This is a genomic window from Pseudomonas sp. B21-009, from assembly GCF_024749345.1.
Lineage (GTDB): Bacteria > Pseudomonadota > Gammaproteobacteria > Pseudomonadales > Pseudomonadaceae > Aquipseudomonas.
The window spans coordinates 4,452,585-4,466,253 of the sequence record NZ_CP087199.1; the positions used below are offsets into that span (position 1 = coordinate 4,452,585).

Genomic DNA, 13,669 nt, shown 5'->3' on the forward strand with positions numbered 1-13,669 from the left:
ACGAAAAACCGCCGTCATCGGCGGTTTTTTTATGCCTGAGCAATCGGCCAGGCGTGCCCGACTTCCAGCTGGAGGTACTCCATGAACGCCCGCACCTTGGGGCTCAAGGCGAAACGGTCGGCCACGCACAGGTAGATATCCATCGGTTCGGTCTGGGCGTAGGCCCGTGCCGGCTGCGAATACTCGAACAACGCCACCAGTTGGCCGCGCTCGAGCAAAGGGCGGGCGACGAACTCGGCCAGGCGAGCGATACCGCCATCGCGCACCGCCATCTGCGTCAGTACGTCGATGTCATCGCTGATCAGCACCTTGTCGAACTCGGCATCAAAACGCAGCCCCTCGCGGATAAAGCCCCAGCGCAAAAAGCGCCCGTCCACCGGGTAGCGGAACACCAGGCAGCGGTGCTCCTTGAGCTGCTCGGGCGATTGTGGCCAACCGGCCGCCGCCAGATAGCCCGGGGAAGCGCAGCAAATGAACGGCACCCGGGCAATGTGCCGGGCCAGCAGGCCGTCTTCGAGTTGTGGCTGGATGCGGATACTGACATCAACGCCTTCCTGGGCGTGGTTGACCCGCCGATCATTCGTAACCAATTCAATTGAAAGCTGCGGGTAGCGTGCACTGAAGGCCGGAATCAGCGGCGCCAGTACATGGCGGCCAAAGGCCGACGACGAAGCGATGCACAAGCGCCCCTTGGGCTCGCAATCCGGGGCGGTGACCGCCTGCTGGGCCTGCTCGAGGTCGCGCTCGATGTGCTTGACCTTGTCGTAATACAGGCTGCCACTGGGCGTCAGCACCATACTGCGCGTGGTACGCGCCAGCAGGCGCACCTGCAGGTGGGCTTCCAGGCGGGCGATATTCTGGCTCACCGCGGCGGCGCTCAAGCCCAGGCTGCGAGCGCCACCGGCGATGCTGCCGGCCTCGACCACCTTGATGAAACTCTTGATCGAACCGAGCAGGTTCATGACGGCATCCAGGCATTCGTAAGATCTTCTTTATAAAGACCTAAGTCCAGCTCGTCTACCGCAGCCCGACACCGCCTTGCTAGGCTGCCCCCTCACCCACCAGAAGGAGTCAGCATGACCTCCCAGACCAGCGCCCGCAGCCGGCGCAAACTCGGCGTTCGCGCCACCCCCTACGTGTTTGCCTTCTACATGTCGGCAATCATGGCCCTGTTAATGTGCTTCGTGATTACCGCCGCCAACGCAGGCATCAACGAGCAGTACCTGGGCAACGTGCTCAAAGCCTATCAACTGGCCATGCCAGTAGCCTTTGCCTGTGTGCTGGTGGTGCGCCCGATCGTGCTCAAGCTGGTGGCCTGGACCGTGCATCCGAGCCACTGACGCAGCTCAGGGCCGGGAAGCAATGGCCTTTTCAATCGCCGCCTTGAACGCCGGGTCATCCGGCTTGGTCAGGCTGGTGAAATTGGCCACAACCTTGCCCTGGCGATCAACCACGTACTTGTAGAAATTCCACTTCGGCGCACTGCTCTGCGCGGCCAGTTCCTTGAACAGCGGCGTGGCATCGTCGCCACGCACGGGCCGGGCCTGGGTCATAGTGAAGGTCACGCCATAGTTGGCGTAGCAGACCTTGGCGGTCTTCTCGGCATCGGCGTCTTCCTGCTTGAAGTCGTTGGACGGCACCCCGAGCATTTCCAGGCCCTGTTCGTGGTACTCCTTGTAGACGCTTTCAAGCCCTTCGAACTGCGGGGCAAAGCCGCAATAGCTGGCGGTATTGACCACCACCAGTGGCTTGCCTGCAAAACGCTGGCACAGGTCGATCTGCTCCTTGCCGCGCAGCTCCGGCAACGAGCCCTTGAGCAGCGCCGGGCAATCGGCGGCCAGGGCATTGGCCGCAGCGGCCAAGGTCAACAACGGAACCAACATCCAGCGTGCGCGCATCGTCTCTCTCCCTCGAACGTTCCCGAAGTATTCAGAGTACTCCTAGCACACGCCCATGCCCAACTGCATCAACGCCAGGCCGCCCTCATGCCAGCCCCACCAGGCCAGCGCCAGCAGCAATAGCGCGGCGAGGCCGAGCACGCTGCCAATGGCGACCCGCTTCATGCTGCCTGCGCCTGCAAGCGCGCTACCGGGCGTTCGCGCACTGGCCAGTTCAGCGCTGCGGCGAGCAGGCTGAGGAGGATGGAAATCTGCCAGACCAAATCGTAGTTGCCGGTGCGGTCATACACCACCCCGCCCAGCCAGCCGCCCAGAAATGCCCCTAACTGGTGGAACAGGAAGACGATACCGCCGAGCATCGACAAATTGCGCACACCAAACAGGGTGGCCACGGTGCCGTTGGTCAAGGGTACGGTCGACAGCCACAGCAGGCCCATGGCAATGCCGAACAGGTAGGCGCTGAACTGGCTGATTGGCGCCCACAGGAACAACACGATGACCACCGCGCGCAGCAGGTACAGCGCGGTCAGCAGCCGCGGCTTGGACATGCGCCCACCCAGCCAGCCGGCGGTGTAGGTGCCGACGATATTGAACAGCCCGACCAGCGCCAGCACTGTGGTGCCGATGGTCGCCGGCAGGTGCTGGTCGACCAGGTAGGCCGGCAGGTGCACGCCGATGAACACCACCTGGAAGCCACAGACGAAAAAGCCCAGGGCCAGCAGCCAGAAACCGGAGTGCGAGCAGGCTTCGCGCAGGGCCTGGCCGAGGGTCTGGTCATTGCCCTGGCTGGGCAGCGGACGATCACGCAGCAGCCCTACCAGCGGCACGATAAAGGCCACCAGCAAACCCAGCACCAGCAAGGCCGCCGACCAGCCCAGCCAGCCGATCAGGCCGAGCGTACCCGGCAGCATGGCGAACTGGCCGAAGGAGCCGGCGGCGCTGGCAATGCCCATGGCCATGCTGCGTTTTTCTGGCGGCACGGCACGGCCAACCACGCCGAGGATCACCGAAAACGAGGTGCCCGACAGGCCGATACCGATCAACAAACCGGCACTCAGCGACAGGGTCAGGGCCGAGTCGGACATGCCCATCAGCACAAGGCCGGCGGCATAAAGAATACCGCCGACCATCACCACCTTGGCGGCACCGAGGCGATCGGCCAGGGCTCCGGCAAACGGCTGGGCCAGGCCCCAGATCAGGTTCTGCAAGGCAATGGCAAAGGCAAACACGCCGCGGCCCCAGCCAAAGTCGGCGCTCATCGGCGCCAGGAACAGGCCAAAGCCGTGCCGCACGCCCAGCGACAAGGCCAGGATCAGCGCCGCGCCAAGCAGAATCCACCCACTGGTTCGCCATACTGATGTCATTTTTGTTGTCTCCAGTGCCGCAAGGTTATGCGGGTATATACCCGCTTATACTCGTAAAAAGCTCAGGCCAACAGCTCCAGCAGGCGCACCAGTTCGTCACGCTGACCTTCGCCGAGGGTCTCGATCAAGCCGCTTTGCGCTTGCTCCCAGGCCGGCTCCGCCGCTTGCAGGCGTGCCCGGCCCTGCTCGGTCAGCAACACGATACGGTTGCGCAGGTCCTGCCCTTCGGCCAGGGCCACCAGGCCCTCGGCTTCCAGTACCCGCAGGTTGCGCCCCAAGGTGCTGCGGTCCAGGCCCATGGCCTCGGCCAGGGTGGAAATACTCGGTTGATCCAGGCGGCGTAAATGACGCAACAGGGAAAACTGCGCGACATTGATCCCGAAGCCTTCGAGGGCCTCGTCGTAGTGTCGGCTCACCCCACGGGCGGCGCGACGCAGGTGGGTGCAGATGCATTCGCTGGTCAACATAATGCGTGTATATACCCGCATTTTGGCAACTGCAAGCTTTTATTCGCCGCTCACAGCACCAAAGCGATCAATACCGCCAGCTCCAGCAGCTCGAGCAGGGCCCCGGCGGTATCACCGGTGGTGCCACCCAGACGGCGCACCATCACGTGGCGCAGCCAGGCGAAGACGATGGCGGCAACCAGCAGCACCCACAGGCCCTTGAACCCTGCCAGCAGCACACAGGCCAACGCACTGACGAGCATCACCAGCTGGCCCGCCCGACGCGGCAAATGATCGGCAAGCGCCTGGCCGAGCCCGCCGCTGCGCACATAGGGCGTGCACAGGAACAAGCCCAGTAACGCCGCGCGGCCGATCAGCGGTGCGAGCACCAGCAGCAGCCCGTCACCGCGCTCGATCAACGCCAGTAAGGCGCAGAACTTGAGCAACAGCACCAGTACCAGGGTGACCACGGCAATCGGCCCGCTGCGCGGGTCTTTCATGATCAGCAAGGTACGTTCGCGGTCGCCGAAACCGCCGAGCCAGGCATCGGCGCTGTCGGCCAGGCCGTCCAGGTGCAAGGCGCCGCTGAGCAGCACCCAGGCGCTGAGCAGCAAGGCGGCGTGCAACAGCACCGGGCTACCGGCCAGCAGCGCGTTCAACCCCCAGAGCACCACCCCGAACAACAGCCCTACCAGCGGGTAAAACAGCAATGAGCGGCCCATTTGTTCCGGCGCCGGCATGCCCGGCAGGCGCACCGGCAAGCTGCTGAGAAACTGCAGGGCGATCCAGAACCCCAGCATCTCAGCACACCTCGCGCAGGCTGCCGTCGGCCAGCAGTTCCAGGCGGCACAAGGCGCCATGGGCCACTTCGACCTGCAGCAGCTGTTCACGCGGCAGGCCACGGGCGCGGGCTAGCAACAGGCGCATGACGCCGCCGTGGGTGACCAGCAGCAACTGCTGGCCGGCATGGGCCTGGTGCAAGGTGCTGATGGCCTGCAACACCCGTACGGAGAAATCCGCCACCGGCTCGCCACCTGGCGGTGTGTAGGCATATGGGTCAGCCCAGAACCGGCCGAGCTCGGCTTCATGGGTGAGCATCAGCGCTGCCGCGCTGCGCCCTTCCCACTCACCGAAATGCAGCTCTTGCAGCCCCGGCGCCAGCTGCAGCGGCAGGTTCAACTGCGCGCCCAGCTCCTGGGCAAAGCGTGCGCAGCGCTGCAATGGCGAGCTGACCAATGCATCCCAAGGGCCGGCATCACTCACCGCCGCGCGCATCTGCGCCCAGCCCTTGTCAGTCAGGGCATCGTCGAGGCTACCGCGCAGGCCGCCGCCCAGTTCGGTTTCTCCGTGGCGCAGCAGGTCGATGATCATGCCGGGCGGTCCGCTACCGCAGCTTCGGCGAAGGTCGCCATCTGCCGGTGCAGGTCACAGGCCAGGCGCAACAGCGGCACCGCCAGTGCCGCACCACTGCCCTCGCCCAGGCGCAGGCCCAGCTCCAGCAGCGGCTCGGCGTCGAGTTCGGCGAGCACCCGGCGATGACCGGGCTCGGCGCCGCGATGACCGAACAGCAGCCAGTCGCGGCAACCCGGATTGATACGCGTCGCCACCAGCGCGGCAACGGTGCAGATAAACCCATCCACCAGCACCGCAACACCAGCCTGGGCGCAACCCAGGTAGGCGCCGACCAGCGCGGCGATCTCGAAACCACCAAAACACAACAGCCGCTGCAGCGGGTCGTCGCCAAGATTGGCATGCTGCAGCAAGGCGCGCTCGATGACCTCGGCCTTGTGCCGCACACCGGCGGCGTCCAGGCCGGTACCCGGACCACTGAGCTCGCTGGCCGGGCAGCCGAGCACGGCGCAGGCCAGGGCGCTGGCGGCGGTGGTGTTGCCGATACCCATCTCGCCGCCGATAAACAACCGGGCGCCGCTGGCGGCTGCGCGCAGGGCACTCTCGCGCCCGCCTTGCAGAGCCTGCAGGCCTTGTTCGTAGGTCATCGCCGGTACCTGGGCGAAGTTGGCCGTGCCCGGGCCGACGCGCAGGTGGCGCACGCCCGGCAGCTCCAGGGCCAGGTCGATGGTACCCAGGTCGATCACTTCCAGTTGAGCATTCAGCTGCCGCGCCAGCACGCTGATCGCAGCGCCGCCGCTGACGAAATTGAGCAGCATCTGCCCGGTCACCGCCTGCGGGTAAGCCGAGATGCCTTCGGCGACCACACCGTGATCGCCGGCAAAAATCGCGATCCACACCTGCTCGACGCTCGGCTTGAGCTGGCCTTGCAAGCCGGCCAGTTGCACTGCCAGCTGCTCCAGGCGACCCAGCGAGCCTGCCGGCTTGGTCAGTTGCTGTTGCCGCGCCAGGGCCTGTTCGCGAACAATCGGGTCGACAGCTCGACAGGCTTCACGCCACCAGGTTTGACTCATAGTGCAGGTCCTTTCAGGGTAAGCGGCAAGCCGGCGACAGTCAGCACCACGCGCTGGCAGCGCTCGGCAATGGCCTGGTGCAGCGCGCCTGCTTCATCGACATAACGGCGGGTCAGCTCGCCCATGGGCACTACGCCCAGGCCGGTTTCGTTGCTGACCAGTATGATTTCGCCCGGCAACGCTGCCAGGCACTCGAGCAGCGCCGTGCGTTCGGCCGCCAGGCGCTCAGGGTTGTCGAGCATCAGCAGGTTGGTCAGCCACAAAGTCAGGCAATCGACCAGCAGGCAGCGCTCGGCACTGGCAGTGGCACGCAGCACCCGCGCCAACTCCAGCGGCTCTTCGATCAATGCCCACTCGGCCGGACGCCGCTCGCGGTGCAACTGCACCCGTGCATTCATCTCGCCGTCGAGCGGTTCGCTGGTGGCGATGTAGGTGACCGCCAGGCCGCTCTGCACCGCCAGTTGTTCGGCCAGGCGGCTCTTGCCCGAACGGGCGCCGCCAAGGATCAGGTTGAGCATTTCAGTTCTGTCCGCAGAGTTGGCGCAGGCGCGCGGTGTCCAGGTGCTGCTCGACCAGGTCGGCCAGGCGCTCGATGTCGCGTTCGCGCAGGGCGTGGTAGTCGATCTGCTCGACCTCCTGCAGCCCGGCCCAGCGCAACAGCGCGGCGCAGCAATGCGGCGCCTCGAACAGGCCATGCAGGTAGGTGGCGAGGATCTGCCCGTCGGCGCTGATGGCGCCATCGGCCTGGCCGCCGTCGAGCAACACCGCCGGGCGTTCCAGCGCCGGCCCCTGGGTTACCCCGGCATGAATCTCGTAGCCGCTGATGACCGCCTGCTCCAGCTGCAGGGTGCCGGCGACATTGCGCAGCTGCTTTTCGGCTTCGAGCACGGTGACAAAATCCAGCAGACCGAGGCCATCGCTGGCCCCCGCTGGGCCTTCCAGGCCCAAGGGGTCTTCCACCCGCTGGCCGAGCATCTGCAGCCCGCCGCAAATGCCCAGGACCTTGCCGCCGTAACGCAGGTGGCGACTGATCGCCTGGTCCCAACCACGCTCACGCAATTGCGCCAGGTCGCCGCGCACGCTCTTGGAGCCAGGCAAAATGATCAGGTCAGCGGGCGGAATCGGCTGACCGGGGCCGATAAACTGCAGATCGACCTGCGGGTGCAGGCGCAGCGGGTCGAAATCGGTGTGGTTGCTGATGCGCGGCAGCACCGGCACGATCACCTTGAGCTGGCGCCCGGCCTTGAGGCCCTGGCGCTGGTCGATACCGTCTTCGGCTTCCAGGTGCAGGTCCAGCACATAGGGCAGCACGCCCAGCACTGGCTTGCCGGTACGTTCTTCAAGCCAGTCCAGGCCCGGCTGGAGCAAGGCGATATCGCCACGAAAACGGTTGATGACAAAGCCCTTGACCCGTGCCTGCTCACTCGGCGAGAGCAGCTCCAAAGTGCCGACCAGGTGTGCAAACACCCCGCCCCGATTGATGTCGGCAATCAGGATCACCGGGCAGTCGACTGCCTCGGCAAAGCCCATGTTGGCAATGTCGCCGGCACGCAGGTTGATTTCAGCCGGTGAGCCAGCGCCTTCGACCATCACCACCGGATAGGCCGCGCTCAGGCGCTGGTGCGAAGCCAGCACGGCCTGCATGGCGATGGCCTTGTAGTCGTGATAAGCCACGGCGTTCATGCTGGTGACCGCGCGGCCATGGACGATCACCTGGGCGCCGGTGTCGCTGTTGGGCTTGAGCAGCACCGGGTTCATGTCGGTGTGGGGCGCCAGGCCCGCGGCCTGCGCCTGCACCGCCTGGGCGCGGCCGATCTCGCCGCCCTCGGCGGTCACGGCACTGTTGAGCGCCATGTTCTGCGGTTTGAACGGCACCACGGCAATGCCCTGGCGCAACAGCCAGCGGCACAGCGCAGTCACCAGGGTGCTTTTGCCGGCATCGGAGGTGGTGCCCTGCACCATCAGGGTGGTCATGCTTGTTCCTTGCGGTAATCGCTGAAGGCCTGGGCCAGGCGCTGAAAGTCCGGTTCACTGGCCGGCAGGCCGAAACGCAGGCTCGGCGGCTGGCTGAACAGGCGCAGGAGGATGCCGCGCCGGGCCATGAATTCATGCAGGCGCGGCGCCTGCTCGGTGACCAGGTACTGGAACAGGTCGCAGCTGCCGCTGGGGGCGAAACCTGCCGCACTGAGCACCTCGGCCAGGCGCTGGCTGGCAGCGGCGCAGCGGATGATCTGCTGCTGATGGGCGGCGCCGTCGAGCAGGCAGGCCTGGCCGAGGATCCGCGTCGGGCCGCTGATGGTCCAGGGCCCGAGCTGTTCGGCGAGCAGTTGCAACAACTGGCGCTCGGCCAGAACAAAGCCCAGGCGTACGCCGGCCAAGCCGAAGAACTTGCCGAACGAGCGCAGCACGATCAACCCGCTGCGCTCGGCATGGGCGCCAATGCTGTGTTGCGGGGTGTTGTCCATGAACGCTTCATCAACCAGCAGCCAGCCGCCACGGCGGGCCAGGCGACCATGCCATTCCAGCAGTTGCTCGGCAGCAATCAGCTGCCCGGTGGGGTTGTTGGGGTTGACCACCACCAGCACGTCGAGGCTGTCGAGGTAATAATCGACCTGGTCCAGCGGCAACTCGCGCACCCGGTGCCCAGCGCGGCGCCAGCCTTCGGCGTGTTCGGCGTAGCACGGCGACAGCACCCCGACCGTGCCGGGGCGACGCAGGCGTGGCAAAGCCTGGATCGCCGCCTGGGAGCCGGCCACTGGCAACAGTTGCTCGACCTGATAGTAATCACGGGCCGCCTGCTCGAGGCCGTCTTCGGTTTCGGGCAAGCGCGCCCAGGCCCGCAGCGGAATCTCAGGGATGGAATAAGACCACGGGGCGATGCCGCTGGACAGGTCCAGCCAGTCTTCGCGGGCGATGCCGTATTGCTGCACTGCGCGTTGCAGGCGACCACCGTGTTCAAGCATAGAATTCAGCCCCCAGGCACAACAGCAGCAACCACAACCACACGCCCTGGCAAACCAGGCGCCAACCGCGTTCGATGGCGTCGGCATCGGCCTGCGGGCCTTCGCCCAGTTGCGGGCGCTCGTGCAACTCGCCGTGATACACCGCCGGCCCGCCCAGCTCGACGCCCAGGGCTCCGGCCCCGGCCGCCATCACCGGCCCGGCATTGGGGCTGTCCCACAACGGCGCCTGGCGCCGCCAGCAGCTCAGGGCCAGGCGGGTCTTGCCCAGCAGCGCGTAAGTCAGCGCCACCAAGCGTGCCGGAATATAGTTGAGCACATCGTCGATCTTCGCCGCAGCCCAGCCAAAACGCTCGAAGCGTTCATTACGATAGCCCCACATGGCGTCGAGGGTGTTGCTCAGGCGATAGAGCACCACCCCCGGTACGCCGGCAACGACAAACCAGAACAGCGCGGCGAACACCGCATCGCTGCCGTTCTCCAGCACCGACTCGGTGGCGGCGCGGGCCACGGCGGTTTCGTCCAGCTCGCGGGTTTCGCGGCTGACCAGATAACCGACGCGCTGGCGGGCTTTTTCCAGGTCGCCCTGGCGCAGGGCTTCGGCCACCGGCGTTACGTGCTCGCCAAGGCTGCGCAGGCCGAGGGCGCAGTACAGCGCCAAAACTTCAATCAGCCAGCCAATGTACGGCAGCCAGGACAACAGCATGGCGATGAAGGTCAGCGGCACCACCGCCAGGAACCAGGCGCTGACGCCGTGGCTGCGCCAGCCACGGCCGCCGGCATTCAAGCGCTGTTCCAGGCGCCCGGCCAGGCGCCCGAAGGCTACCAGCGGATGCCGGCGCTTGGGCTCGCCCAGCAGCGCATCCAGCGCCACCCCGGCCACTGTCAGCAACGCCACGCTCATCAAGACTCCCCCCACTGGTTTTCAAACAGCATGTCGTGCAGCGGCCGCGCTGTGGTCCAGCCTTCAAGCACCAGCATCGGCGCCGGGTAAAATTCGTGAACCGGGCCCAGGCAGAGGATTGCCAACGGCTTGGCACCGGCCGGCATGCCGAGCAACTCGGCCAGGGCCCGGGGCTCGAACAGCGACACCCAGCCCATGCCCAGACCTTCGGCGCGGGCCGCCAGCCACAAGTTCTGGATCGCACAGGACAACGACGCCAGGTCCATCTCCGGCAAGGTCCGGCGGCCGAAAATGTGCGCTTCGCGCCCATCCATCAGCGCCGCCACCAGCAGCTCGGCGCAGTCGTTGATGCCTTCGACCTTGAGTTTCATGAAGTCATCGGAGCGCTCGCCGAGCGCCTGCGCTGTACGCAGACGCTCCTCTTCCACCAGGGCCTGGATCCGCTGGCGCAGTTCGCGCTGGGTGATACGGATGAAACGCCAGGGCTGCATCAGCCCGACGCTGGGCGCCTGGTGCGCGGCCTCAAGCAGGCGCGCGAGCAACTCGGGGGCGACTTCGCCGCCACTGAAGTGACGCATGTCGCGACGCTCGCCGATGGCGCGGTAGACCGCCGCACGTTCGGCCTCGGTAAAAGCATGTTCAGTCATGGACACAGCAGCGCCGCCGACGCCTGGGGGTTGGAAGCAAAATAGAAATGCACGTAGGAGGCGGTCAAGCGCCCCTGGCGGTACACCGCCTCGGCACCACGACCACCGTTGGGGCTCTGGCCGCGGGCAACCGGCTCAAGCTCGGTATGGGTCAGCGAATGATGATAGGTGTGCCCGCGCAAGGTGCCTTCAGGCAGTTCTACGGCCTGCAGGGCCAAGGCGGCCAGGCGCTTTTGCATCACTGCCTCGCCTGCCAGCAGGCCGAGCAGTTCGGCACGCTCGCCGGCAACATCGGTGAGCGCATCAAGCAGGTAGAGCATGCCGCCGCATTCGGCGAGCAACGGCTTGCCGGCGTGGTGATGGGCGCGGATAGCCTCGAGCATCGGTGTGTTGGCCGCCAGCGCCTGGTGATGCAATTCGGGGTAACCGCCAGGCAGATACAAGCTGTCGGCTGGCGGCAAGCTTGTGTCATGCAGCGGCGAGAAAAACGCCAGCTGCGCGCCCATGGCCCGCAGCAGATCGAGGTTGGCGCCATAGGTAAAGGCAAAGGCTTCGTCGCGGGCAACGGCAATACGCACACCTTGCAGCAACGGCTCGATGGCAAACTCGGTCGGCGCGGCAAAGCGCACCGCTGGCGGCAACGCCGCATCGCAACTGGCGCCCAGGGCCGCTGCGGCAGCATCCAGCCGCGCATCAAGGTCGTTCAGTTCACTGGCTTGCACCAGCCCCAGGTGACGGCTCGGCAATTCGATGCCGGTTTCTCGCGACAGCCCACCGTACCAGCGCAACCCCTCGGTCAGGCTGCCTTCAAGCAACTGGGCATGGCGCAGGGTACCGACACGGTTGGCCAACACCCCGGCAAACGGCAGGTCCGGCTGATAGCGCGCCAGGCCCAGGGCCAGGGCGCCGAAGGTCTGGGCCATGGCGGTGCCATCGATCACCGCCAGCACCGGCACGCCAAAATGCCGGGCCAGGTCGGCGCTCGATGGCGTGCCGTCGAACAGGCCCATGACCCCTTCGATGAGGATCAGGTCGGCCTCGCCCGCCGCCTCCCACAATAGCCGGCGGCTTTCCTGCTCGCCGACCATCCACAGGTCGAGCTGATACACCGGCGCACCACTGGCGCGCTCGAGGATCATCGGGTCAAGAAAGTCCGGGCCGCACTTGAATACGCGAACCTTGCGCCCCTGGTTGCGATGCAGGCGCGCCAGTGCGGCGGTCACCGTGGTCTTGCCCTGGCCGGAGGCCGGTGCGGCGATCAATACCGCCGGGCAATGGCGCGCATCACTCATAGTTCGACGCCCTTCTGGGCGCGGATGCCGGCCTGGAAGGCGTGCTTGATCATGCCCATTTCGGTGACGGTGTCGGCCAGTTCGATCATTTCGTCTTTGGCCGCGCGACCGGTGACGATCACGTGCTGCATCGGCGGGCGCGCCTGCAGGTCGCTGAGCACCTGGTCGAGGTCGAGGTAGCCGTGCTTGAGGGCGATGTTCAGTTCATCAAGCACCACGAAGGCGATCGACGGGTCCTGGAGCATCTGCCGCGACACTGCCCAGGCAGCTTCGGCGGCGGCGATGTCGCGCTGGCGGTCCTGGGTTTCCCAGGTAAAGCCCTCGCCCATCACGTGGTAGCGCACCTGCTCGGGAAAGCGCCGGAAGAACAGCTCTTCGCCAGTGCTGTTGCGGCCCTTGATGAACTGCACCACGCCGCACTGCATGCCGTGGCCCATGGCCCGGGCGAGCATGCCGAAGGCCGAACTGCTCTTGCCCTTGCCGTTGCCGGTAAGTACCAGCAGCAAGCCGCATTCGTTGGGCGAGTTGGCGATGCGCTCGTCGATCACGGCCTTTTTGCGCTGCATGCGCGCCAGGTGGCGTTCGTCGCGCTCGGTGGATTCAGTCATGAGGTTCTCCGCAAACCACTGTCGGCCGATCTGCAACGAACGCAGCAGCCGACGGCTGCTCAGCGTATCGAAGGAACGGGCGTGACAGATGAATGGATATGGCAGACGGAAAACGCGCAGGGCTGCGGCACAGGCCGGAGGAACCGCGCATCACCCTCCGTGATGCCGTTGGCTGTTACAGGCCGGTCTCCGGGCTTGTGAGCGGGGCCATCGACACCCGGGGCTACGCGCCTTCCCGGGCATGAATGCCCAGTGGCCCTGCACAGCCTTGACTCACCTACCGTTGCGGGGGCAGCGCCGGATTCGCGCGTTTTACGCGCCCACCGGCTTCCCTGTTTCACCCTGCCAGGCCATCGCCTGCAGAGCACCTGAAACAAGTCGCGAAGGTTAGAGGGTTGCACCCGGAGCGTCAATGAAAGGCGCTGCACTGGCCTGGATCAATGGCGCCTTTGTCATCTTGTGCAACACTGACTTCAGTGATATCAAATAGCCATACCTCGGCTGTACTCGATCACAACTATAAGGGAGAGCAGCATGCAAGGCCTGATCATCAATAATGCGCGCCTGGAGTTCCTGCGCCCGGCCCTGGAACGCTGGGTCGATTGCATCGACCGCTTCAACCAGACCCTCGGTGACGGTGAGGCGCCCTATTGGCACGGCGCCCAGGCCAACCTCGGGCTGCTCTCGGCCGCCGCCTGGCAGGCCGAGCTGGTGACCCTGCAGCAGCACCAGAGCAAGAAGCAGCGCGATGACGGCGATCGCGAAGGCCGCTGCGACCTGTACATCGCCAACCGCGAAGAGGCCGCCTACCTGCAGGCCAGCCAGCGCTGGCCACGCATCGCCAAGCTCGACCTGAATAACGCCCTGGGCGAAACCGTCCAGGCTGCTCGGCAAATTGCCGCGCCCAGCCAGCTTAAAGTCGCTGCGCTGTTCGCCAGCCCCTGGAAAGCCGGCCAGCACGCCAGCCCCGAAGAGCTGCAGGACCTGGTCGACGACCTGCAAAAGCATAACGCCTGCGCCATCGCCTGGTACTTTCCCTACGCCTACCGCAAGCTGCACAACGAAGCCGGCCAGTATCACCCCGGCATCGCCCTGTTGCTCAAGCAGGCCTGACCCGGGGAACCTCC

At 65.8% G+C, this 13,669-nt stretch carries 17 protein-coding genes and 1 riboswitch; of the genes, 2 read left to right on the top strand and 15 right to left on the bottom strand.

Annotation, left to right across the window (positions count from 1 at the left end; translation table 11 throughout):
• Positions 1–29 precede the first annotated feature (29 nt).
• Positions 30–962: a LysR family transcriptional regulator gene (locus tag LOY34_RS20510; RefSeq protein WP_195884830.1), complete on the bottom strand. Its 933-nt coding sequence runs from the start codon at positions 960–962 to the stop codon at positions 30–32.
• Positions 963–1,076: 114 nt separating this feature from the next.
• Here LOY34_RS20510 and LOY34_RS20515 point away from each other — a divergent pair, with 114 nt between their 5' ends.
• Entirely contained in the window at positions 1,077–1,340 is a 264-nt protein-coding gene (locus LOY34_RS20515; protein WP_195884831.1) for a DUF2798 domain-containing protein, read from the top strand.
• Positions 1,341–1,346: 6 nt separating this feature from the next.
• On the opposite strand, the gene LOY34_RS20520 is transcribed toward LOY34_RS20515, so the two are convergent.
• From LOY34_RS20520 to cobO, 14 genes are all read right to left on the bottom strand, one after another.
• Positions 1,347–1,898 (bottom strand): glutathione peroxidase, encoded by a 552-nt coding sequence (locus LOY34_RS20520; RefSeq protein ID WP_093380328.1) that lies wholly within the window; start codon positions 1,896–1,898, stop codon positions 1,347–1,349.
• A 42-nt stretch (positions 1,899–1,940) separates the two neighbouring features.
• Positions 1,941–2,063: a hypothetical protein gene (locus LOY34_RS20525; RefSeq protein WP_256326709.1), complete on the bottom strand. Its 123-nt coding sequence runs from the start codon at positions 2,061–2,063 to the stop codon at positions 1,941–1,943.
• Positions 2,060–3,262, bottom strand: coding sequence for an MFS transporter (locus tag LOY34_RS20530; RefSeq protein ID WP_045195526.1), 1,203 nt, complete (start codon positions 3,260–3,262; stop codon positions 2,060–2,062). The genes LOY34_RS20525 and LOY34_RS20530 overlap by 4 nt, the downstream gene beginning before the upstream one ends.
• A 62-nt stretch (positions 3,263–3,324) precedes the next feature.
• Positions 3,325–3,729, bottom strand: a complete 405-nt coding sequence (locus LOY34_RS20535) for a MarR family winged helix-turn-helix transcriptional regulator (RefSeq protein ID WP_045195528.1) — start codon at positions 3,727–3,729, stop codon at positions 3,325–3,327.
• 50 nt (positions 3,730–3,779) lie between these two features.
• Complete coding sequence (locus tag LOY34_RS20540) at positions 3,780–4,508, bottom strand: adenosylcobinamide-GDP ribazoletransferase (protein WP_195884832.1); 729 nt, start codon at positions 4,506–4,508, stop codon at positions 3,780–3,782.
• Between the two features lies 1 nt (position 4,509).
• Positions 4,510–5,079, bottom strand: a complete 570-nt coding sequence (cobC, locus tag LOY34_RS20545) for an alpha-ribazole phosphatase family protein (RefSeq protein WP_195884833.1) — start codon at positions 5,077–5,079, stop codon at positions 4,510–4,512.
• Positions 5,076–6,131: a nicotinate-nucleotide--dimethylbenzimidazole phosphoribosyltransferase gene (gene cobT / locus LOY34_RS20550; protein WP_258663957.1), complete on the bottom strand. Its 1,056-nt coding sequence runs from the start codon at positions 6,129–6,131 to the stop codon at positions 5,076–5,078. Before cobT ends, cobC begins: the two co-directional genes overlap by 4 nt.
• The gene (gene cobU / locus LOY34_RS20555; RefSeq protein ID WP_045195536.1) at positions 6,128–6,649 is read right to left on the bottom strand and encodes a bifunctional adenosylcobinamide kinase/adenosylcobinamide-phosphate guanylyltransferase; all 522 of its coding nucleotides are present in this window, start codon (positions 6,647–6,649) and stop codon (positions 6,128–6,130) included. The genes cobT and cobU overlap by 4 nt, the downstream gene beginning before the upstream one ends.
• A gap of 1 nt (position 6,650) precedes the next feature.
• A complete protein-coding gene (locus tag LOY34_RS20560; RefSeq protein WP_195884835.1) occupies positions 6,651–8,105 on the bottom strand; it encodes a cobyric acid synthase in 1,455 nt (484 codons plus the stop codon).
• A complete protein-coding gene (gene cobD, locus LOY34_RS20565; RefSeq protein WP_093380313.1) occupies positions 8,102–9,094 on the bottom strand; it encodes a threonine-phosphate decarboxylase CobD in 993 nt (330 codons plus the stop codon). The genes LOY34_RS20560 and cobD overlap by 4 nt, the downstream gene beginning before the upstream one ends.
• Positions 9,087–9,995 carry an adenosylcobinamide-phosphate synthase CbiB gene (gene cbiB, locus LOY34_RS20570; RefSeq protein ID WP_045195541.1) on the bottom strand — a complete coding sequence of 303 codons (909 nt, stop codon included), beginning with the start codon at positions 9,993–9,995 and terminating at the stop codon, positions 9,087–9,089. Before cbiB ends, cobD begins: the two co-directional genes overlap by 8 nt.
• The gene (bluB, locus tag LOY34_RS20575; RefSeq protein WP_176794226.1) at positions 9,995–10,648 is read right to left on the bottom strand and encodes a 5,6-dimethylbenzimidazole synthase; all 654 of its coding nucleotides are present in this window, start codon (positions 10,646–10,648) and stop codon (positions 9,995–9,997) included. The genes cbiB and bluB overlap by 1 nt, the downstream gene beginning before the upstream one ends.
• The gene (locus tag LOY34_RS20580) at positions 10,639–11,934 is read right to left on the bottom strand and encodes a cobyrinate a,c-diamide synthase (RefSeq protein ID WP_045195546.1); all 1,296 of its coding nucleotides are present in this window, start codon (positions 11,932–11,934) and stop codon (positions 10,639–10,641) included. Before LOY34_RS20580 ends, bluB begins: the two co-directional genes overlap by 10 nt.
• A complete protein-coding gene (gene cobO, locus LOY34_RS20585) occupies positions 11,931–12,542 on the bottom strand; it encodes a cob(I)yrinic acid a,c-diamide adenosyltransferase (protein WP_010220352.1) in 612 nt (203 codons plus the stop codon). The genes LOY34_RS20580 and cobO overlap by 4 nt, the downstream gene beginning before the upstream one ends.
• 162 nt (positions 12,543–12,704) lie before the next feature.
• Positions 12,705–12,929, bottom strand: a riboswitch (cobalamin riboswitch).
• Positions 12,930–13,076: 147 nt separating this feature from the next.
• Between cobO and LOY34_RS20590 the strand changes: the two genes are divergently transcribed.
• Entirely contained in the window at positions 13,077–13,655 is a 579-nt protein-coding gene (locus LOY34_RS20590; protein ID WP_045195550.1) for a hypothetical protein, read from the top strand.
• The last annotated feature ends 14 nt before the right edge of the window (positions 13,656–13,669 follow it).